At 62.3% G+C, this 20,976-nt stretch carries 20 protein-coding genes; 13 read left to right on the top strand and 7 right to left on the bottom strand.

What is annotated here, in order from left to right:
- Window positions 1-10 precede the first annotated feature (10 nt).
- On the top strand, window positions 11-1,096 hold the full coding sequence (locus tag HWX91_RS03650; protein WP_028199103.1) for an AI-2E family transporter: 1,086 nt from the start codon (window positions 11-13) through the stop codon (window positions 1,094-1,096).
- 51 nt (window positions 1,097-1,147) lie between these two features.
- On the opposite strand, the gene HWX91_RS03655 is transcribed toward HWX91_RS03650, so the two are convergent.
- Window positions 1,148-3,316, bottom strand: a complete 2,169-nt coding sequence (locus tag HWX91_RS03655) for a TonB-dependent siderophore receptor (protein WP_042276374.1) — start codon at window positions 3,314-3,316, stop codon at window positions 1,148-1,150.
- A 328-nt stretch (window positions 3,317-3,644) separates the two neighbouring features.
- Between HWX91_RS03655 and HWX91_RS03660 the strand changes: the two genes are divergently transcribed.
- Window positions 3,645-4,880, top strand: a complete 1,236-nt coding sequence (locus HWX91_RS03660) for a PepSY-associated TM helix domain-containing protein (protein WP_028199101.1) — start codon at window positions 3,645-3,647, stop codon at window positions 4,878-4,880.
- Between the two features lie 7 nt (window positions 4,881-4,887).
- On the opposite strand, the gene purU is transcribed toward HWX91_RS03660, so the two are convergent.
- The 5 genes from purU to HWX91_RS03685 form a co-directional block, all read right to left on the bottom strand.
- Window positions 4,888-5,757, bottom strand: coding sequence for a formyltetrahydrofolate deformylase (purU, locus tag HWX91_RS03665; RefSeq protein WP_028199100.1), 870 nt, complete (start codon window positions 5,755-5,757; stop codon window positions 4,888-4,890).
- 119 nt (window positions 5,758-5,876) lie between these two features.
- Complete coding sequence (locus tag HWX91_RS03670; RefSeq protein ID WP_028199099.1) at window positions 5,877-6,740, bottom strand: NUDIX hydrolase; 864 nt, start codon at window positions 6,738-6,740, stop codon at window positions 5,877-5,879.
- A gap of 99 nt (window positions 6,741-6,839) precedes the next feature.
- The gene (locus HWX91_RS03675) at window positions 6,840-7,454 is read right to left on the bottom strand and encodes a LysE family translocator (RefSeq protein WP_028199098.1); all 615 of its coding nucleotides are present in this window, start codon (window positions 7,452-7,454) and stop codon (window positions 6,840-6,842) included.
- Window positions 7,455-7,499: 45 nt separating this feature from the next.
- Window positions 7,500-8,066: an adenine phosphoribosyltransferase gene (locus HWX91_RS03680; protein WP_028199097.1), complete on the bottom strand. Its 567-nt coding sequence runs from the start codon at window positions 8,064-8,066 to the stop codon at window positions 7,500-7,502.
- A gap of 127 nt (window positions 8,067-8,193) precedes the next feature.
- Window positions 8,194-10,197 (bottom strand): monovalent cation:proton antiporter family protein, encoded by a 2,004-nt coding sequence (locus tag HWX91_RS03685; protein ID WP_028199096.1) that lies wholly within the window; start codon window positions 10,195-10,197, stop codon window positions 8,194-8,196.
- Window positions 10,198-10,358: 161 nt separating this feature from the next.
- Here HWX91_RS03685 and kdsD point away from each other — a divergent pair, with 161 nt between their 5' ends.
- The 11 genes from kdsD (at window position 10,359) to HWX91_RS03740 (ending at window position 19,830) form a co-directional block, all read left to right on the top strand.
- Window positions 10,359-11,342: an arabinose 5-phosphate isomerase KdsD gene (gene kdsD / locus HWX91_RS03690; protein WP_028199095.1), complete on the top strand. Its 984-nt coding sequence runs from the start codon at window positions 10,359-10,361 to the stop codon at window positions 11,340-11,342.
- Window positions 11,342-11,902 (top strand): KdsC family phosphatase, encoded by a 561-nt coding sequence (locus tag HWX91_RS03695; RefSeq protein ID WP_028199094.1) that lies wholly within the window; start codon window positions 11,342-11,344, stop codon window positions 11,900-11,902. The genes kdsD and HWX91_RS03695 overlap by 1 nt, the downstream gene beginning before the upstream one ends.
- Entirely contained in the window at window positions 11,899-12,507 is a 609-nt protein-coding gene (gene lptC / locus HWX91_RS03700; RefSeq protein WP_028199093.1) for an LPS export ABC transporter periplasmic protein LptC, read from the top strand. The genes HWX91_RS03695 and lptC overlap by 4 nt, the downstream gene beginning before the upstream one ends.
- Window positions 12,508-12,527: 20 nt before the next feature.
- The gene (lptA, locus tag HWX91_RS03705) at window positions 12,528-13,199 is read left to right on the top strand and encodes a lipopolysaccharide transport periplasmic protein LptA (protein WP_028199092.1); all 672 of its coding nucleotides are present in this window, start codon (window positions 12,528-12,530) and stop codon (window positions 13,197-13,199) included.
- Window positions 13,196-13,981 (top strand): LPS export ABC transporter ATP-binding protein, encoded by a 786-nt coding sequence (gene lptB / locus HWX91_RS03710; RefSeq protein ID WP_028199091.1) that lies wholly within the window; start codon window positions 13,196-13,198, stop codon window positions 13,979-13,981. The genes lptA and lptB overlap by 4 nt, the downstream gene beginning before the upstream one ends.
- Before the next feature lie 185 nt (window positions 13,982-14,166).
- Window positions 14,167-15,684, top strand: coding sequence for an RNA polymerase factor sigma-54 (locus HWX91_RS03715; protein ID WP_028199090.1), 1,518 nt, complete (start codon window positions 14,167-14,169; stop codon window positions 15,682-15,684).
- Between the two features lie 170 nt (window positions 15,685-15,854).
- A complete protein-coding gene (gene hpf, locus HWX91_RS03720; protein ID WP_028199089.1) occupies window positions 15,855-16,211 on the top strand; it encodes a ribosome hibernation-promoting factor, HPF/YfiA family in 357 nt (118 codons plus the stop codon).
- A gap of 304 nt (window positions 16,212-16,515) precedes the next feature.
- Window positions 16,516-17,031, top strand: coding sequence for a PTS sugar transporter subunit IIA (locus HWX91_RS03725; RefSeq protein WP_081833202.1), 516 nt, complete (start codon window positions 16,516-16,518; stop codon window positions 17,029-17,031).
- A 159-nt stretch (window positions 17,032-17,190) separates the two neighbouring features.
- Complete coding sequence (gene hprK, locus HWX91_RS03730; protein WP_007179412.1) at window positions 17,191-18,159, top strand: HPr(Ser) kinase/phosphatase; 969 nt, start codon at window positions 17,191-17,193, stop codon at window positions 18,157-18,159.
- Between the two features lie 105 nt (window positions 18,160-18,264).
- Window positions 18,265-19,158: an RNase adapter RapZ gene (gene rapZ / locus HWX91_RS03735; protein WP_028199087.1), complete on the top strand. Its 894-nt coding sequence runs from the start codon at window positions 18,265-18,267 to the stop codon at window positions 19,156-19,158.
- Between the two features lie 39 nt (window positions 19,159-19,197).
- Window positions 19,198-19,830, top strand: a complete 633-nt coding sequence (locus HWX91_RS03740) for an LON peptidase substrate-binding domain-containing protein (protein ID WP_028199086.1) — start codon at window positions 19,198-19,200, stop codon at window positions 19,828-19,830.
- A 26-nt stretch (window positions 19,831-19,856) separates the two neighbouring features.
- On the opposite strand, the gene mutY is transcribed toward HWX91_RS03740, so the two are convergent.
- A complete protein-coding gene (gene mutY / locus HWX91_RS03745) occupies window positions 19,857-20,972 on the bottom strand; it encodes an A/G-specific adenine glycosylase (protein WP_028199085.1) in 1,116 nt (371 codons plus the stop codon).
- Window positions 20,973-20,976: the final 4 nt, after the last annotated feature.

Genomic DNA, 20,976 nt, shown 5'->3' on the forward strand with positions numbered 1-20,976 from the left:
GGAATAAGCCATGGCCAAGCGGAATCAGGCGCGCGACGACGGGGAAGTGCAGGACCTACGCCCACGCCCGGTCAGGCTGACTAGCGACATGAGCCTGCCGAAGCTGTCGGCGGTCGAAATCGGCAGTTACGTGCTGATGCTGATCGGAATGTGGGCGGTCATCGAACTGCGGCTGCTCGGCGCCTTGCTGGCCGGGCTGCTCGTGTATCAACTCGTGCACACCATTGCGCCGCGCATCGAGCGGCATATGTCGAGCCAGCGCGCACGCTGGCTCGCGGTGGTGATTCTCTCGGCCGTGATAGTCGGCGCACTGACAGGGCTGACGCTGGGCATCATCGAGCACTTCGAGAACGACGTGCCGAGTGTGCAGAAACTGCTCGACCAGGCGATGCAATTGATCGACGAGGCGCGCGGCCGGATCCCGCAATTTATCGCCAACTATCTGCCGGTCGACACCGAGCAGATGAAGGCCAAGGCGACCGAGTTGATGCAGACGCACGCGAACATGCTGCAGCAAAGCGGCAAGACCGCGGCGCGCGCGTTCACGCATATTCTGATCGGCATGATCATCGGCGCGATCATCGCGGTCGGGGCGCAAAAGCATATGCACCGGCTGCCGCTATCCACCGCGTTCGTCACGCGCGTGGCCCGTTTCGCCGACGCCTTCCGCCGCATCGTCTTCGCTCAGGTCAAGATTTCCGCGATCAATGCGGTCTTCACCGGCATCTTCCTGCTGGTGATCCTGCCGATCTTTCACGACACCTTGCCGCTCTCCAAGACGCTGGTGCTGGTGACGTTTATCGCCGGCTTGCTGCCGGTGATCGGCAATCTGATCTCGAATACGATCATTGTCGCGGTGGCGCTCTCGGTGAGCTTTCCGGCGGCGATCATGTCGCTGATATTCCTGATCGTGATCCACAAGCTGGAATACTTCCTGAATGCGCGCATCGTCGGCGGTCAGATCGAGGCGCGCGCGTGGGAATTGCTGATCGCGATGCTCGTGATGGAAGCCGCGTTCGGCCTCCCCGGCGTGGTCGCGGCGCCGATCTTCTATGCGTACATCAAGCGGGAATTGATTTATCTGCGGCTCGTGTGAGCAGGCAGCAGCAAACAAAAAAGCGGCCCCTGCGGGCCGCTTTTTTTACGCTCAGAAGTCGAGGCGCGCGTTCAATGACAGCGTGCGCGGATCGCCCGGCGTCACGTAGTCCGCATACTGATATTGCCAGTAGCGGCGATTGAGCAGATTGTCGATCGCCGCGCGGAACGTCACGTCGTAGCCACCGATACGCGTGGCATAGCTCGCACCGAGGTTGACGAGCAGGTAGCCCGGCGCATTGAGACTGGCGCTTGGACGCACGTTGGTATTGCCGGTGAACTTTGCATCGGCGCCGATGCGCAACCCGGGCACATACGGCACGGAATAAGCTGCATGACCCGCCACGACGAACTGCGGCGCGCCGGCCACGCGATTGCCGTTATTTGCCGCGCCTTTTTCGTACTTCGTGTTGATCCACATGAGATCGCCGCCGACATTCCAGTTCGAGCCCAGACGCACGTCGCCACCGAACTCCACGCCCTGAAAGATCGATTGACCGTCCTGCGTGAAGACGTTCGCACTGTTTGCGTATTCCGAGCCGCGTTCGATCCGGAACAGCGCGGCCGTCGCGCTCCAGCGCGCGTGCTCGCTCTTGATCCCGACTTCGTACTGCTTGCTGCGCAACGGCTTGAGCTGCACCCCGCGGTTCGCGTACGTATCGCCCACGATGCTGCCCGCTTCCAGCGATTCGACGTAGCTGGTGTACAGCGTGGTGGTCGGCGCGAGTTTGAACATCAGCGCGACGGTCGGCGTCACGACGCCGTTCTGGCTATAGCTCGACGTGGTTGCGCCGGTAGTCGAATAGCCGTGCTGTTCGTAGTTCGTATAACGCACGCCGCCCAGCACCGACCAGCGCTGCGTCAGCTGGATCGTATCGCTCGCGAACAAGGCCTTTTGCGTGATGTCGCTGTTGCGATACGTGTAGTAATTCGGAGCGCTGTCGAAGGTATTGGTGTTCGGCTGATAGAGGTTGCCCGTGCCGAGCTGGCCGAAGAAACTGTTCGCGCCGTAGTCGTTGGTTTGCCGCTGATAAGCCGCGCCGAATACGAGTTGATGCTGGAACGGCCCGGTCTTGACGCTGCCCTCCGCCGACACCTGCCACAAGCTCAGCTGATGCCCTTCCTTGCCGGCGAAACGGCTATCCGTGTAATCGCCCGCGCTGTTCAGCAGGTAGTACGTGCTCTCGTTGCGATCACGCGAGCTTTTGCTGTAGCTGTAGGTCGCATTGAGCGTCCAGTCCGCGCTCAGGTTGTACTGCACGCCGGCGGTGTAGAGCTGCACATTCGTGTTCAGATGCTGGTCGGGACCGGAGAGGTCGCCCGTGCCGCCGCTCAACGTGCGCGGCAAGCTCGTGCCCGGATATTGCGCCGTCGAGATCGCCCCGGTAATGCCGCTCGCATGACGTTCCTGATACAGCGCGCCGAAGCTCGCCTTGAGGTCGCGGGTGATACGGGCATCGAGTGCCAGCGACACGGAATCGCGCCGCACATTACCTTCGTTGTAGGTCTTGCCTTCTTCGTGCGTCGCATTCAGCCGGTAACCGAACACGCCGTTCGGGCCGACGCGGCCGCCGAGATCGGCGTGTTCGCTCCACACGCCGGCCGTTTGATAGCCAATGTCGATGCTGCGTACCGGTGCGGTCGAAACCGGCGGTTTTTTCGTCACGTAGTTGACCACGCCACCCGGTGCGCCGAAACCATACATGAAGCCGGTCAATCCCTTCAGCAGTTCCACTTTTTCGAGTTGCTCGTACGGCATCGTGATGCCATAGCTGTTAAAGGGCAGACCGTCGATCTTGAAGCCCGACTGCCAGTCGAGTTGCATGCCGCGCACCGTCACATAGGTGGCCCATGCGTTGTAAGCGTTGCCGTTGTCGGTTACGGATGCGTCGGTGGCGAAAACATCGCCGAGTTTGGACGGCTGGCGATCCTGCAATTCTTCGCTGGTGACCACGGCGGTGGAGAACGGCGTGTCGAGTTGCGAGCGCGCGCCGAGCGCCCCACTACTCACGTCTTCTTTCAGGTGCTGCGCCGTATCTTGCGTCGCTGTGACTTTGACAGTCGGCAGCGCTTTTTCGCTTGCGTCCGGCGTCGCCTGGGTGACGGACGCCTGTTGCGCCCACACCCCATGACTCGCCGCAAATGCCAGACACGCCGCCAAGTGCAATGGCCGCACCATCAACCGTTTCGTCGGCTGCTTTACCCCGTTCTTTACGCTCATCGCTGATTCCGATTTTTCCAAGAAAATCATTCAAATGAGAATCATTCCCATTCAATAATGGCCGCGATGATGCCGAAGAATTATGCTAAATGTAAGCTTTTCCATGCGACATTTTGTCGCACATACGATGTCGATTTGGCCTGAAAGCCATGCCGGAAAGCGGTTCACACGGTATGAGCGAACGCGTTGCCCTCGCATCGCCGCGACGCACTTACGAGAAACTTGCAGTCGGCGGCACGATTCCATAAGATGAGAACAATTCCCATTTGCACTACGCCTTTGCTGTGATATTCCTTCAGGCTCCCCGCCGCTTTTCTCCGACTCAGCCATGAGGCGGCAACTCGTCCGCCTGCACCGCTGGTTCGGTATCGCCATTGCGCTGTTTCTGTTCATTGCCGGCCTGACTGGCGCGATCATCGCGTGGGATCACGAACTCGATGCGGCGCTGAACCCGTCCTTCTTCAAGGCGCGCGCCGTCGGCCCGGCGCTGTCCGGGCTCGAGTTGGCACGTCGCGTCGAAGCGGCTGATCCGCGTCTGCAGGTGACCTATCTGCCACTCACCGCCGAGCCTGGCCACACATTGCAAATGATGGTGCTGCCGCGCACCAACCCTGCCACGCATCAGCCCTACCCGCTCGACTTCAATCAGATCGCCGTCGACCCCGCCACCGGCGCCATACAAGGTCGCCGTGAATGGGGCGCCGTTTCGCTCGCGCCGCTCAATCTGATTCCGTTCATCTACAAGCTGCACTACACGCTGCACTTGCCGTTCACCGGCGGTATCGATACCGGCACGTGGCTGATGGGCATTGTCGGGATCGTGTGGCTGTTCGATAGCGTGATAGCGCTATGGCTGTCGTTTCCGAGCTTCAAGGCATGGCGCAAGTCGTTCGCGTTTCGCTTCGGGCGCGGCAGCTATGCGCTCACCTTCGATCTGCACCGCTCGGGCGGCGTGTGGATCTGGGGTCTGCTGGTGATCGTCGCGTTGACGTCCGTGTCGATGAATCTGTCGGCACCGGTCGTTCGGCCCGTCGTGTCGATGTTCTCGACGCTCACGCCTGATCCGATCAACAACCCCGAGATCCTGCGCAAACCTCAACCCGGCGATCAGGTCCTGAGCCGGGAGCGCATCGTGCAGCTGGCCGAGCAAGCCGGCAAAGCACAGAACCTGACTGTGCCGCCGGGTGGCGTCTACTACGCGGAACTCCTGCACGCGTACGGCGTCGGCTTCTACGCACCGGGCAACGATCACGGCGATCTCGGCCTCGGCAATCCGTGGATGTATTGGGACGCGGCCACTGGCAAACCGCTAGGCGCGCAGATTCCCGGCAAGGGCACTGCCGGCGACATCTTCATGCAGGTGCAATTCCCGCTGCACTCGGGACGCATCCTCGGTCTCGGCGGGCGGATTGTGATTAGCGCGATGGGGATTGCAGTCGCCGTGCTGAGCGCAACGGGACTGCTGATCTGGCTGAAGAAACTGAATGCGCGCCGCCGTTCGGCACAAAACGCACGGCTCGCACAGGGCGCGCAGAACGCGGGCGGGACCGCGATGCGCTCCTGATCCGCTGTTAGCGAAACACCACCGTCTTGCTGCCGTTCAACACGACACGATGCTCGACGTGCCACTTCACCGCGCGCGCGAGCGTCACGCATTCGACGTCACGGCCGATCGCCGTCAGTTGCTCCGGCGTCATGCTGTGATCGACCCGCTCCACTTCCTGCTCGATGATCGGACCTTCGTCGAGATCCGTCGTCACGTAGTGCGCGGTTGCGCCGATCAGCTTCACGCCGCGGTCGAACGCCTGGTAATACGGCTTCGCACCCTTGAAGCTCGGCAGGAATGAATGGTGAATGTTGATCGCGCGGCCGGCGAGGGATTCACACAGTTGCGGCGACAGAATCTGCATGTAGCGCGCGAGCACCACCAGATCGGCCTGATGCTCGTTGATCACTTCGAGCACGCGCGCTTCCTGCGCAAGCTTCGCGTCCGGCGTGCCGCCCAGCAGCGGGAAGTGATGGAACGGAATATCGTAACTGGCCGCGAGCTGATAAAACTCCTTGTGGTTCGAGATAATTGCCGGAATCTCGATACCCAATTGACCGGTGCGATAGCGGAACAACAGATCGTTCAGGCAATGGCCGATCTTCGACACCATGATGACGACGCGCGGCTTAACCGACGCATCGTGCAGCTCCCAACGCATGCCGAACTGCTCAGCCAGCGTTGAGAACGACGTACGCAACGCGTCCAGACCCGGATCGCCGCCCACCTGCTGGAAATGCACGCGCATGAAGAACTCGCCGGTACGGCCGTCGCCGAACTGCGCGGAGTCGAGAATATTGCTGCCACGCTCGAACAGAAAGCCCGAAACCGCGTGGACGATGCCGGGCCGGTCGGCGCACGACAGTTTGAGGATAAAGCTGTGATCGGTCGACATGACCTGGGTGACTCCCTTCTTCAGTGCGTGATGTGTTCGGTGTGTTCTACTCGATGCAAAGTGCAGCCGGGGCGTGACGCAGCCAGTTCGTCACACCGGCGCCCGAGCCGCGCTTAACGCTACACAAATGCCGGCGGCGCGAACAATGTCTCGATACCCTGACAGGCGTCCTCATCGATCCAGCGGCGGCGCAGCAAGCAGTCCAGCGTGGCGAGACTCGCATCTACAGTCATCGCGCCCTCCTCGATCCAGGCCGCCACTTCGTCGATCCGCGCGAGCCTATGTTCGCCCACTTCCCCGTCCTGGTTGCGCGGCGCGAAGTCGGCCGGCAGCGCGAGGTCGTAGATGAAAATCTGCTCGGCCTGCGTGCCTTCCGGCAACGATTGCAGCACGTGCGCGGTGCGTCCGGCCGTGGCACGCGCGGCGATCTCCTCGGGAATGCCCGCTTCTTCCCAGCACTCCTTGACGATGGTCGCCTTGACGCCGAAGCCCCAGCCGATCCCGCCTGCCACGACATTGTCGAGCATGCCCGGGTCGGTTGCCTTGGTGTCGCTGCGGCGCGCGATCCACAATTGCGGGGCGGCCGTCCGCGGGGCGCCATCCGCGTATTCTACGACGCCGTTCAGATGCACCGCGTAGGTCATCACGCCAAAAAAGCGCGACGCCGCGCGCTCGATGTACGCAAGCGGCGGCGCATCGAATGCGTTGCGGATCGCGTAGGTCTCGTTGCGCCAGCCGGGAATACGGCCCTCGGCGGCGAGCGCGCCGATCACGGAGCCGAGCGCCGCGCTGCGCAGATCGACGGTGTTGAACGCCGATGCGAGCACCACGCGCCTGCTGTCGATTTCAAACACATCGGGCCAGCGCGCGAGCAAGGGCACATCGGCCGAGCGGATCCAGCCGACCTGTTCGGCGTCGATCCAGAACGGCAAATGCGCGCGGGCGTCGAAGCGGCGCGCGGCGGAGATGCAAGGCAAAGTCATTCAAAACTCCAAACTGTTCTTCTGGCGCGCCCGGTTGCCGGCGTTCGCCCGGCCGCTTATTCAGCCATTCATTCAGCCACTTCAGCGACCTCACTCACATCAATCACGCAACGCGACACGAATCCCAATCGCGATGAAAGTCGCACCCGCAAGCCGATCGAGCCACACACCCACGCGTGGCCGACGCTTCAGCCAGCCGCCGATCATCCCCGCGCACACGCCGAACAGCGAAAACACCACCACCGTCTGCAACATGAACAGCACGCCGAGTTCAAGCATCTGCACCGTGACGCTTTGCGTGCCGTGCGGTTGCACGAACTGCGGCAGGAACACGACGAAAAACAGCGTCACCTTCGGGTTCAGCAGATTGCCGAGCACGCTCTGACGGAATACCGCCATCAATGGTTGCGGCGCGCGTTCATGCGCGGTGGCGAGACCCTGGCTGCGCAGCGCCTTGATGCCGATCCAGATCAGGTACGCGGCGCCCGCCAGCTTGATCACTTCGAACGCAACCGGCGACGAGCGCAGCAGCGCGGCCACGCCAAGCGCGGCGAGCGTGGTGTGGAATGTGATACCGGCCGCAAAGCCGAGCGCGGCGACGAGGCCAGCCGCACGCCCCTGCGAGATGCCGCGCGCGAGCACTTGCAGATTGTCCGGACCGGGTGCCATCGTAATAGCGATCGAAGTCGCGAGGAACAACAGGAAGTTGGGCATATTTCTTACCTTCTTTATGTGCGGGAAGAAGTTCGCATGCAGCGCTCAATGGCCGCTGAATTCAGTCACGGTATAAAGCGGCAGCCCGCCGTTGCGCAGCAGAGCCGAACCGCCCAGTTCAGGCAGATCGATAATCGCCGCGCCTTCCACCACCACCGCGCCCAGCCGCTCGAGCAGGATTTTGCCGGCCATCATGGTGCCGCCGGTGGCGATCAGATCGTCGACGATCACGACACGGTCGCCCGGCTTGCAGGCGTCCTCGTGAATCTCGACGGTCGCGGTGCCGTATTCGAGCTCATACGACTGCGCGACCCGCTTGTACGGCAGCTTGCCTTGCTTGCGGATCGGAATGAAGCCGAGGTTCAGCTCGTAAGCCAGAATCGGCCCGATGATGAAGCCACGCGCATCCAGCCCGGCGATGTAGTCGAGCTTCGCATCGATATAGCGCTGAACGAATAGATCGATCAGCACGCGTAGCGACTTCGGCTCCTGCAGGAGCGGCGTGATGTCGCGAAACTGCACGCCCGGCTGCGGCCAGTCGGACACCGTACGGATGTGGCTTTTGATGTAGTCGGCCGCATCGAGCGGCGCGCTCGCGAGCGCGTTGGACATGATGTCTCCGGATGGACCTCGACAGGTCCGATGAAATGCCAATTCAGGTGCGGCCGGCGCAGGCATGGCTGCCCATGCAACGCACGCAACGCCAACCGGCGAGATCATGCCACGCCGACCTTACGCGCTAGGCTGCGGCCGCGCCCGCCCGGCGATGCTTCGAAAGCCGCTCTTCGGCTTCGGCCAGCCGTTCGGGCAGACCGCGCAGCACCACAATGTCGCTCGCGCGCAGCTTGGTGGACGGGTCCGGCTCGACGCCGCGAATGCCGTGCCGCCGGATTGCCGTCACCTCGACGCCCAGATCGAACAGGCCCAGTTCCGCCAGCGTGCGGCCCACGGCGTCCGAGTTTTCGTCGACCGGCACCGATTGTAGCCGCACCTGTTCGTGGCCGTCGTCGTCTTCAACGTCGTCCGCGCCGTGGAAATAGCCGCGCAACAGCGCATAGCGCTCGTCACGCATTTCCTCGACCCGCCGCACCACGCGCCGCATCGGCACACCCATTAGCACCAGCGTATGCGAAGCCAGCATCAGGCTGCCCTCGACGATTTCTGGAATCACCTCGGTCGCGCCGGCGGCCAGCAGCTTTTCCAGATCGGCATCGTCGACGGTACGAACGATCACCGGCAGCGTGGGTTCCAGCTCGTGAATATTGTGTAGCACGCGCAGGGCCGACGGCGTGTTCGCGTAGGTAATCGCGATCGCCGCGGCGCGATGGATACCGGCCGCAAGCAGCGATTCGCGCCGCCCCGCATCGCCGAACACCACCGATTCACCCGCCGCCGCCGCGGCCTGCACGCGATCGGGGTCCAGGTCCAACGCGACGTACGACAGCCCCTCGTGCTCCAGCATGCGCGCCAGATTCTGCCCGGCCCGGCCGTAACCGCAGATGATCACGTGACCGCTTTGCTTCAGGCTCTGCGTCGCGATACGCGTCATCTGCAGGGACTGCATCATCCATTCAGTCGACGACAGCCGCAGCACGATTCGATCCGCGTTCTGGATCAGGAACGGCGCGGCCAGCATCGAGAGCAGCATCGCGGCGAGAATCGCCTGCAACAGGGTCGCGTCGACGAGGTGCTTGTCGAGAATCAGGTTCAGCAGCACGAAACCGAACTCGCCGGCCTGCGCGAGGCCAATACCGGTGCGCATCGCGACGCCCGGCGACGCGCCGAACAGGCGCGAAAGCCCGGTCACCATCACCGCCTTCAGCAGAATCGGGCCGACCAGAAAGCCGAGCACGATGAACGGATGGTCCCAGATCACGCGCGGATTCAGCAGCATGCCGGTCGTGATGAAAAAGAGGCCGAGCAGCACGTCGCGAAACGGCTTGATGTCTTCTTCCACCTGATGCCGGTACGGCGTTTCGGCGATCAACATGCCGGCGATGAACGCGCCGAGCGCGAGCGACAAGCCGAATTTGTCCGTGATGAATGCCGCGCCGAGCGTGACCAGCAGCAGATTAAGAATGAATAGTTCCTGCGAACGGCGCCGCGCCACCACGTTGAACCAGCGCGTCATGAAGCGCTGCCCCACGATCAGCAGCAAGGCCAACGCCACGACGATCTTGATGGCCGCTACCCCGAGCGCGCTGGCGAGATCTTTCGAATCGCCGCCCAGCGCCGCAATGACGATCAACAGCGGCACCACCGCCAGATCCTGGAACAGCAGCACACCGAAGATATTGCGGCCATGCTCCGTTTCGATCTCGAGCCGCTCGGCCAGCATCTTGCTCACGATCGCCGTCGACGACATCGCCAGTGCGCCGCCGAGCGCCACGCTCGCCTGCCACGTGATATGCACCCAGCGCTCCAGCACGAAACCGAGCGTGACCGCCACGGCAATCGTGCCGATCACCTGCAACAGGCCGAGGCCGAATACCAGCCGGCGCATGGAGCGCAGCTTGGAAAGCGAAAACTCCAGCCCGATGGAGAACATCAGAAACACAACGCCGAATTCGGCCAGGTTCTGCGCGCCCACCGAATCCGGAACCAGACCGAACGCGTGCGGCCCGACGACGATGCCGACCGTCAGATAGCCGAGCATCGGCGGAAGATTCAGAAAGCGAAAGATCACCACGCCCGCTACCGATGCAAGCAGCAGGAACAGCGTCATCTCGAGCGGGGAAATCATCGGCAAAAACGCATCGGTAAAGCGTCCTCGTTCGTCAGCGGAACCGCGCACGCAAAACGCCGTGCGACAAGGTTGTGGGGCCGTTAAAAACAGCGATAAAGGCAGCGGCTTGGGACAGCAGGCCCGGCGCGGCGAACAAGCGCCTTTGCTATACTCCGCGAATGATAGCGAAAATCAATGGCGACCGGGCACTTGCGCTCGCTCGCGACGTGCTCGACATCGAAGCGGACGCCGTGCGCGCGCTTTGCGATCAACTCGACGAGGGTTTCGTCGGGGCGGTCGACTTCATCCTGGGTTGCCGTGGGCGCGTCGTCGTTTCCGGCATCGGCAAATCCGGCCACGTGGCCCGCAAGCTCGCGGCCACGCTCGCCAGCACCGGCACACCGGCGTTCTTCGTTCACCCGGCGGAAGCAAGCCATGGCGACCTCGGCATGGTCACGGCAGACGACGTCTTCCTTGCGCTGTCCAATTCCGGTGAAACTGAAGAACTCGTCGCGATCCTGCCGCTCATCAAGCGGCTCGGCGCCAAGCTGATCGCGATGACGGGGCGCCCTTCATCGAGTCTCGCACAACTGGCGGACGTGCATCTGAATTCTGGCGTATCAAAAGAAGCCTGTCCGATGAATCTCGCGCCCACTGCCAGCACCACCGCCGCGCTCGCGCTCGGCGATGCGCTTGCGGTCGCGGTGCTGGACGCGCGCGGCTTCGGCCGCGACGACTTCGCCCGCTCGCATCCGGGCGGCGCGCTCGGCCGCCGCCTGCTCACTTATGTGCGCGACGTGATGCGCACCGGCGAACAGGTACCGAAGGTGACGCCCGACGCCACCGTGCGCGACGCGCTGTTCCAGTTGACCGCCAAGCGCATGGGCATGACCGCGATCGTCGATCGCGACGAGCGCGTGACCGGCATCTTCACCGACGGCGACCTGCGCCGCGTGCTCGAACGCGACGGCGATTTCCGCGAACTGTCGATTGCCTCGGTAATGACCGCCGGCCCGCGCACCATCGGTCCGGATCAACTTGCCGTGGAAGCCGTGGAACTGATGGAGCGCCACCGCATCAATCAGATGCTGGTCGTTGACGAAGCAGGCAAGCTGATCGGCGCACTCAACATGCACGACCTGTTCTCGAAGAAGGTGATCTGATGCCCGTCGCCCCCCTTACCGCCACTGAACGCGCGAGCCGCGTCAAGCTGATGATTTTCGACGTCGACGGCGTGCTGACCGACGGCGGCCTGCTGTTTACGGCGGAAGGCGACACGATGAAGGCGTTCAACTCCATGGACGGCCACGGCATGAAGCTGCTGCGCGGGGCCGGCATCGAAACGGCGATCATCACCGGGCGCAAGTCGGGCATCGTCGCGGCGCGGGTAAAGGAAATGAATATCACCCACGTCTATCAGGGCGTGCAGGACAAACCCCAGGCGTTCGCCGACCTGCTCAAGCAAACCGGCATGACGGCGGAACAATGCGGCTATATGGGCGACGACTGGGTCGACCTCGGCGTGATGCTGAAGGTCGGTTTCGCCGCGGCGCCGGCCAATTCGCATCCTGAAGTGATTGCCCGCGCCCATTGGGTCAGCGAGGCACGCGGCGGCCATGGCGCGGCGCGCGAAGTCTGCGACACCCTGCTGCGTGCGCAGCACAAATATGAAGCGCTGCTCGCGGCGGCCTGTAGCGGCGAACAGCGGGGCCTCGTCGGATGAATCAGTTTCGCTGGACCTCGCTGATTCCGCTCGTCGCAATGGCGGCGCTCGCCGGCATTACGTGGTGGCTGCTGCAAGCCACGCTGCCGCGGCCGAACGAAAGCCTGGTGCGCCCCAAGGAGCACACGCCCGACTACTTCGCGGACAACTTCTCGGTGTCCGAACTCGACCAGTCGGGCTCGACGCAGTACCGGCTGACCGCCCAGTCCCTGGTCCATTACGAGGATGACGAGTTGAGCGATCTGGTCAAGCCGGCCATGCGCGCGTTCCAGCCCGGCAAGCCGATCGTCACCGCGACCGGCGACACCGGCACGGTGAACGGCGACGCCTCGATCGTCAATCTGTACGACAACGCCCGCATCGTACGGGCCGCCGGCAACGGCGATCCGCAGATGCAAGCAGATTCGCAGCATTTTAGGGTGCTGGTCAACGACGATGTGATCGAGACCGAAAAGCCGGTTAAACTTCAGCGCGGCATGTCGGTGATGACTGCCAGCGGCATGAATTACAACAACGTCACCCGGGTGATGCAGCTGTTCGGCAATGTGAAGGGCGCGATTGCCGCGTCTGAAGGCTCCGCCAGCTCGCCCAAGCAACCCGGGTAATCCATTCCAGGCGTGACTGCATGAACGAATCGTTCCCCCGTTTTGACACCGGCCGCGCGCGTACCCTGTCCGCGTGCCGCGCCGGACTCGCTGCGCTGCTCGTCGCGTTGCCGCTCGCCGGTTTCGCGCCGCTGGCGCACGCCGACCGCGCCGACAAGGACAAGCCGCTGAATGTCGAAGCGGACAACATGACTTACGACGACCTCAAACAGGTCAACATCTTCACCGGCCACGTGGTCGCCACCAAAGGCACGATCGTGATCAAGGCCGACCGGGTCGAAGTGACGCAAGACCCGCAGGGCTACCAGTACGCCACCGGCACGTCGAGCGGCGGCAATCTGTCGTATTTCCGCCAGAAACGCGAAGGCCTCGATGAATACATCGAAGGCACGGCCGTTCGTATCGACTACGACGGCAAGCAGGATCTGACCACGCTCACCACCAACGCCACAGTGAAACGCCTGCAAGGTCTTTCGACGGTGATGGACCAGGTGCATGGCAGCGTCATCACCTATGACGGCCAGAACGACTTCTATACCGCGAAGGCGGGTAAAGACGTCGCGGGCCCAGGCAATCCGACCGGCCGCGTGCGGGCGATGCTGTCGCCGCGCAATGGCGGCCCCGCGCCGCTGAACGGCGCGTCGGCCACGCTCGCGCCGTCCACCACGATCCAGGGAGCACCGAACCAGTGAGCTCCTCCGCCTCCCTCCCTAATCGCAAACCGGCCGGCACCAGCAGTTCGCTGGTGGTCCGCAACCTGAAGAAGCGTTACGGCTCGCGTACCGTCGTCAAGGACGTCTCGCTCGACGTGAAAAGCGGTGAAGTAGTCGGCCTGCTCGGCCCCAATGGCGCCGGCAAGACCACCTCGTTCTATATGATCGTCGGCCTCGTGCCGCTCGATGCGGGTGAGATCGATCTGGACGGCAAATCGATCAGCCTGCTGCCGATTCACAAGCGCGCGTCGCTGGGCTTGTCGTATCTGCCGCAGGAAGCGTCGGTCTTCCGCAAGCTCACCGTCGAGGAAAACATTCGCGCGGTGCTGGAATTGCAGTACGAAGACAACGGCAAGCGGCTCAGCAAGGACACCATCACGAACCGCACCGAGGCCTTGCTCGACGAACTGCAGATCGCTCACCTGCGTGAGAATCCGGCGCTGTCGCTGTCCGGCGGCGAGCGCCGGCGGGTTGAAATCGCCCGCGCGCTGGCCACCAATCCGAGCTTCATTCTGCTCGACGAACCGTTCGCGGGCGTCGATCCGATCGCGGTGCTGGAAATCCAGAAGATCGTCAAATTTCTGAAGCAGCGTAATATCGGCGTGCTGATCACCGACCACAACGTGCGCGAGACCCTCGGCATCTGTGACCATGCCTACATCATCAGCGACGGCAGTGTGCTAGCCGCCGGCGCGCCGAGCGAAATCATCGAAAACGAAAGCGTGCGGCGCGTCTATCTGGGCGAACACTTCCGCATGTAAGTGCCCAAGGGATTACCGGCGGCGCGAACGCGCCCGCGCCGGGTCCTTTGCGGCATCCGCACATCAGCATTTTTGACCTGGGCCGTCCCGCGCCCGACGCTGGCGAAAACGGGCGCACGCGTAATTGCGAATGTCGCAATGTATCGCGGTCGTGGCAAACTCTCTACAATGAATCTCAACTTGCCATGAAAGCCAGCCTCCAACTCCGCCTATCGCAGCATCTTGCGCTGACCCCGCAACTGCAGCAGTCCATCCGGCTGCTTCAGCTGTCCACGCTCGAACTGCAGCAGGAAGTCGCAATGGCGATCTCGCAGAATCCGCTCCTCGAGAACGAGGACGACTGGATCGCGAGCCCCCTGCGCGTGGCGGCCGACGGTTCCCTGATCGCCCAGGCGCCCAATTCTTCGCCACCGTCGGACCAGATGGGCGGCAATACGTCGTCTTCGTCCACCAGCAGCAGCGAGCGTGCCGAGAATGGCGAACCGCAGGGTGTGGACGAATACAACGGCCTCGCGAGCGACGGCAACGGCGATGCGTCGCAATGGAATCTCGACGATTACGGCCGCTCCGGCAATGCGTCGGACGACGACGATCTGCCGCCGCTGCAAATTCACGAATCGAGCACCTCGCTGCGCGATCACCTGATGGCGCAACTCCGCGTCACCCAGGCGAGCCAACGCGACCGCGCGCTGATCACCTTCCTGATCGAATCGCTCGACGACGACGGCTACCTTGCCGCCACGCTCGAAGAAGTGCTGGCCGATCTGCCCGATGAGCTCGAAGTCGATCTCGACGAAATGAATGCCGCGCTGGCGTTGCTGCACAGCTTCGACCCGGCTGGGGTCGGTGCGCGCTCCGCGTCGGAATGTCTCAAGCTGCAATTGCTGCGGCTCGAGCAGTCGCCTACCCGCACACTTGCGCTCGACATCGTCGCCCATCATCTGGAACTGCTCGCGGCACGCGATTTCACGCGCCTGCGCAAGCATTTGAAGGCAAACGACGACGATCTGCGCGAAGCGCATATTCTGATCCGCTCGCTCGAGCCGTTTCCGGGCGCTGCGTACGGCAAGGCCGAGGCCGACTACGTGGTGCCGGACATCATGGTGCGCAAAACGGCACAGGGATGGCAGGCGGAGCTCAATCCGGAAGTGGTGCCGAAGCTGCGTATCAACCATCTATACGCGAATATTCTGCGCAATAACCGTGGCGATCCGGGCAGTGGATCGTTGCGCCAGCAACTGCAGGAAGCGCGCTGGCTGATCAAGAATATCCAGCAGCGGTTCGAGACGATCCTGCGGGTCGCTCAGGCTATTGTCGAGCGTCAAAAGAGCTTTTTTGTGCACGGCGAAATTGCCATGCGCCCCTTGGTTTTGCGAGAAATTGCTGATACGCTGGGCCTACACGAGTCAACTGTCTCGCGTGTGACAACCGGTAAATACATGCTGACCCCATTCGGGACGCTTGAATTTAAGTACTTCTTCGGATCACACGTTTCGACTGACACGGGCGGCGCGGCCTCATCCACGGCCATTCGCGCGCTCATCAAGCAACTGATAGGAGCGGAAAACCCGAAATCTCCTCTTTCAGACAGCCGCATAGCCGAACTGCTGGCGGAACAGGGCTTCGTGGTCGCACGGCGTACCGTTGCGAAGTATCGCGAAGCGCTGAAGATTCCGGCAGTCAACCTGCGCAAGTCTCTGTAGCCCGCCGCCTCCCGCGACGGGCATTTACCGGCCGCTCCGCAGTTGGCGGACAGGCCGGCCGATGCGACCTGCCAGAAGTCAGTCACCGGGGGGCGACTCAGGCAAGCCGACAGATCGACCGGACCTTCGTCATCGTGCGGAACAAGCGGCCTCTAGCTTGGAGAAGCACTATGAATCTGCAGATCAGTGGACACCACCTCGAAGTAACGCCTGCGTTGCGCGAATACGTGATCACCAAACTGGATAGGGTGCTAAGACATTTCGATCAGGTCATCGACGGCAGTGTGGTCCTCTCGGTCGACAACCACAAGGAAAAGGAAAAGCGTCAAAAGGTTGAAATCAACCTGCATCTCAAGGGCAAAGATATCTTCGTCGAGAGTTGTGACAGCGATCTCTACGCTGCGATCGATCTGATGATCGACAAGCTCGACAGGCAAGTGATACGCCATAAGGATCGCCTGCAAGGCCATCAGCATGACGCGATCAAGTACCAGCCGGCGCCCCTACTGGACGTGCCGCCGCAATAAGGAAAATTAGAAGGCTTTTTTTACATTCCTTCGCTTTTTCCCAGTTGCCGTTATTTACCCCAGCCAAACCGCCCGAAACCGGGCGGTTTTTCGTTTCCGGGCCGCTTTCTCACCCCGCGGCACAAGTCGGATCAATCCTGCAAAGAAACCCATGAAGCATGGATGGCGCGCCGCACCATCCGTGGCTACCCTGTTCTATAATGTTCCGGTTACCATCGGGGTCAAGCTAGCTCATACGGAAATCGGTCTGCCGGAGTCCTGTGCTTTCGGACTCCAACGCACGTCTTCCGTGAGCATCAAACGAATGGAACGCCACTCAAACGCCCCAGCGAGGAGAACCCAGGCCACGTTTTCGCCTGTCAACATGAATCGTTTAGCCAAATTTCTTCCCCTCGAGAACGTCGTCGTCGGACTATCGGTCACCAGCAAGAAGCGCGTATTCGAGCAAGCGGGCCTGATCTTCGAGAACCAGAACGGCATCGCCCGTAGCACGGTCACTGACAATCTGTTTGCGCGCGAGCGCCTCGGATCGACGGGGCTGGGCGAAGGCGTCGCGATTCCGCATGGCCGGATCAAAGGCTTGAAGCAACCGCTCGCCGCGTTCGTCCGGCTCGCTGAACCCATCCCCTTCGAATCGCCCGACGGCCAGCCGGTCTCGCTGCTGATCTTCCTGCTCGTGCCCGAGCAGGCCACCCAGCAACACCTCGAAATCCTCTCGGAAATCGCCCAGTTGCTGTCCGACCGCGAGACCCGCGAGCGCCTGCACACGGAAGAAGACCGCGAATCGTTGCATCGCCTGCTCACTCAGTGGCAACCTTGATGCATCGGCGATTGTCCGCGCGCCGTTTACCCGCCTGCTTACCCGCCTGCTCATGCAGCGGGTTACCCGCCGGCGTGCGGGTAACGCTGAGCAAGGAAAACGGTCCGCATTAGCGCCCCCCTTTGCCCGGAAAGCGGCCCACATTGGAGTCACTGACTCATGGATACGTCCAGCATCAACGCCCAGAGCATTTTCGACGACAACGCCGCCACGCTGAAGCTGAGCTGGCTGACGGGGCATGAAGGCTGGGAGCGCGGCTTTTCTTCGGAATCGGTCGCCAATGCCACGTCGAGCGCCGACCTCGTCGGCCACTTGAATCTGATCCACCCGAACCGGATCCAGGTGCTCGGCGACGCTGAAATTGACTACTACAAGCGCCAAACCGACGAAGACCGCTCGCGCCACATGGCCGAGCTGATCGCGTTGGAGCCGCCGTTTCTGGTGGTGGCAGGCGGCGTCGCGGCGCCCCCTGAACTGGTGCTGCGCTGCACGCGCTCGTCCACGCCGCTGTTCACCACCCCCATGTCCGCCGCCGCGGTGATCGACAGCCTGCGCCTCTACATGTCGCGCATTCTCGCGCCGCGTGCCACGCTGCACGGTGTGTTTCTCGACATTCTCGGCATGGGCGTGCTGCTCACCGGCGATTCCGGTCTCGGCAAAAGCGAACTCGGGCTGGAACTGATCAGCCGCGGCCACGGCCTCGTCGCCGACGACGCGGTGGATTTCGTGCGCCTCGGCCCGGATTTCGTCGAAGGACGCTGCCCGCCGCTGCTGCAGAACCTGCTCGAAGTACGCGGCCTCGGCCTGCTCGACATCAAGACGATCTTCGGTGAAACCGCGGTACGCCGCAAAATGAAGCTGAAACTGATCGTGCAACTGGTGCGCCGCCCCGACGGCGAATTCCAGCGGCTGCCGCTGGAAAGCCAAACCGTCGACGTGCTCGGCTTGCCGATCAGCAAAGTCACGATTCAGGTTGCGGCCGGTCGCAACCTCGCCGTGCTGGTCGAAGCGGCCGTGCGCAACACGATCCTGCAACTACGCGGCATCGATACGCTACGCGACTTCATGGATCGCCAGCGTCTGGCCATGCAGGACCCGGACAGCCAGTTTCCCGGCAAATTAATCTGAATCCGCGACACTCCGCGGCGCCGTGCCGGGGCCGCGAATGGCGGCTACAGCGGCACGCGCGCGGGGACCAGATGCTATGATGAACTGTACGGATTTCACGACCCCATGCGCATAATCCTGATCACCGGTATTTCCGGCTCCGGCAAGTCAGTTGCCCTGAACGCGCTAGAAGACGCAGGCTATTACTGCGTCGACAATCTGCCGCCGCGTTTTTTGCCGCAACTGGCCAACTATCTCGCCGACGACGGCCAGGAGCGCCTCGCGGTCGCCATCGACGCGCGTTCGAGCGCTTCGCTCGACGAAATGCCCGCGATGATCCGCGATCTGTCGCGCGCCCACGATGTACGGGTGCTCTTCCTGAACGCAAGCACACAGTCGCTGATTCAACGCTTCTCCGAAACGCGCCGCCGCCATCCGCTGTCCGGTTCCACCGCGCATGATGCGGACGTCGGCCTGTTGACGTCGCTCGCCGAAGCAATTGAACGCGAGCGCGAACTCGTGGCGGGCCTCGCCGAATTTGGCCATCAGATCGACACCAGCAATCTGCGCGCAAATGTGCTGCGTGCATGGGTGAAACGCTTCATCGAACAGGAAGATGCGGGGCTCGTGCTGATGTTCGAGTCCTTCGGTTTCAAACGTGGCGTGCCGCTCGACGCCGATTTTGTTTTCGACGTACGCACGCTGCCGAATCCGTACTACGATCATGAGTTGCGACCGCTCACGGGCCTCGACAAACCGGTGATGGATTTTCTCGACGCGCTGCCGGTCGTGCATGAAATGATCGACGACATCGAGAAATTCCTCGTCAAATGGCTTCCGCATTTCCGCGATGACAATCGTAGTTACCTGACAGTCGCGATCGGTTGCACGGGCGGCCAGCACCGCTCGGTGTTTATTGCGGAGACGCTTGCCGCGCGTCTCGCAACGTCGGCGAATGTCATTGTGCGGCACCGCGATGCGCCGGTCCCCATCGGCGAATCATCGAAGTTAGTGGCTTAACCGGCCGCGTCGCGCGGCCTCAACTCGAAGCGTTGCGCCATGTCTTCTTCTACTGTGCTTGCCGATGTGCCGCTGTTTCCGCTGCATACGGTGCTGTTTCCCGATGGACTGCTGCCACTGAAAATCTTCGAAGCGCGCTATCTCGATATGGCGCGCGACTGTCTGCGTGACAAGACGCCGTTCGGCGTATGTCTGCTGAAGAGCGGCGCCGAAGTGGCACGCGCCGAAGAGCCTTCGGTCCCCGAAGCAATTGGCTGTCTCGCCGAAATCGAAGAGTGCGATGTCGAAGCGTTCGGCATGCTGTTGATTCGGGCACGAGGCACGCGACGATTTCGCCTGCTATCGCATCGCGTAGAGGCGAGTGGCTTGCTCGTAGGCATGGCCGAGCCGCTTGGAGAAGACATCCCGCTCGAGGGTAATGAGCAACTGGCCAAATTCGGCGCGTGCGCGGAAGTGCTCGAACGGATTATCGCTACGATTAGAGAGCGGGATCCCGATAGCCTGCCGTTCGCTGAGCCGTTCAGGCTCGAAGATCCGTCATGGGTATCGAACCGGCTCGCGGAAGTGCTGCCGATCGCCCTTCGCGCACGACAAAAACTAATGGAATTGCAGGACGCAGGCGCGCGAATCGACGTGGTGCATCACTATATGCAGCAGCATCAACTGCTTTGATGTGACCTGCGTTTTACTGTGATTGCCTAGATCAACGAGCCCTGCAAGCCGTCCAGCAGTTTGCGCACCGGCGCAGGCACGCCGAACGAGTCAAGATCGCTTAGCGGGACCCATGCGGTATCCGCGTCGCCTAGCGCGGAGAATGCACCCGCGCGGCGATCCAGCTCAACCAGCCGCGGCTCGATATCCAGCTTGAAATGCGTGAAAACATGCGTAAGCGGCGCGAGCGGTGAAGCCGCTCCGTCGCCACCGAAGGCACGCGCACGTTCGGCGAGCGCGGCTTCGTCGGCGGCTTCGGGCAGGCTCCACAAGCCTCCCCAGATGCCCGACGGCGGGCGCTTTTCCAGCATCACCGCATTGCCGTCGCGCAGCACCAGCATCCATGTGCGGCGCGTCGGCACAGCCTTCTTTGGCCTTGCTGTAGGCAGTACACGCTGACGTCCGGTTACGTTGGCCACGCAGTCGGCGGCGAACGGACAGCGCAGACAATCCGGCTTGCCGCGCACGCACAAGGTTGCGCCGAGGTCCATCAGACCTTGCGTGTATGCACTGACCTCATCTTCCGATGCATTGGACGGCAGCAGCGATTCCGCCAGCGCCCACATCGCATTCTCGACTTTCTTTTCGCCTGGAAAACCTTCGACGCCGAATACGCGCGCCAGCACGCGCTTCACGTTGCCGTCGAGAATCGTGGCCCGCGCGCCGAACGCGAAAGAGGCAATCGCGGCTGCCGTGGAGCGGCCGATGCCAGGCAATTCCGCGAGTTCATCGGCAGAAGCGGGAAACGCGCCGCCATGCTGTTCGACGACCACCTGCGCGCAGCGGTGCAGATTGCGCGCGCGCGAGTAGTAACCGAGGCCGGCCCACAAGGCCATCACATCGTCCGCCGGCGCGGCGGCAAGCGAGGCGACATCCGGACAACGCGCAAGAAACTTTGCGTAGTACGGAATCACCGTCGAGACCTGCGTCTGCTGCAGCATGATTTCCGACAGCCAGATGCGATATGGGTCACGCGTGTTCTGCCACGGCAGATCATGACGGCCATGCTGGCGCTGCCACGCAATCAGCCGCGCGGAAAAATCAGACATAAGCGGGAAAGCTGGAGCAGCGGACGGAGCAGACGGGCGTAAGCGAGATGGCATTGAA

The sequence above is a fragment of the Paraburkholderia fungorum genome, assembly GCF_902833645.1.
GTDB lineage: Bacteria > Pseudomonadota > Gammaproteobacteria > Burkholderiales > Burkholderiaceae > Paraburkholderia > Paraburkholderia fungorum.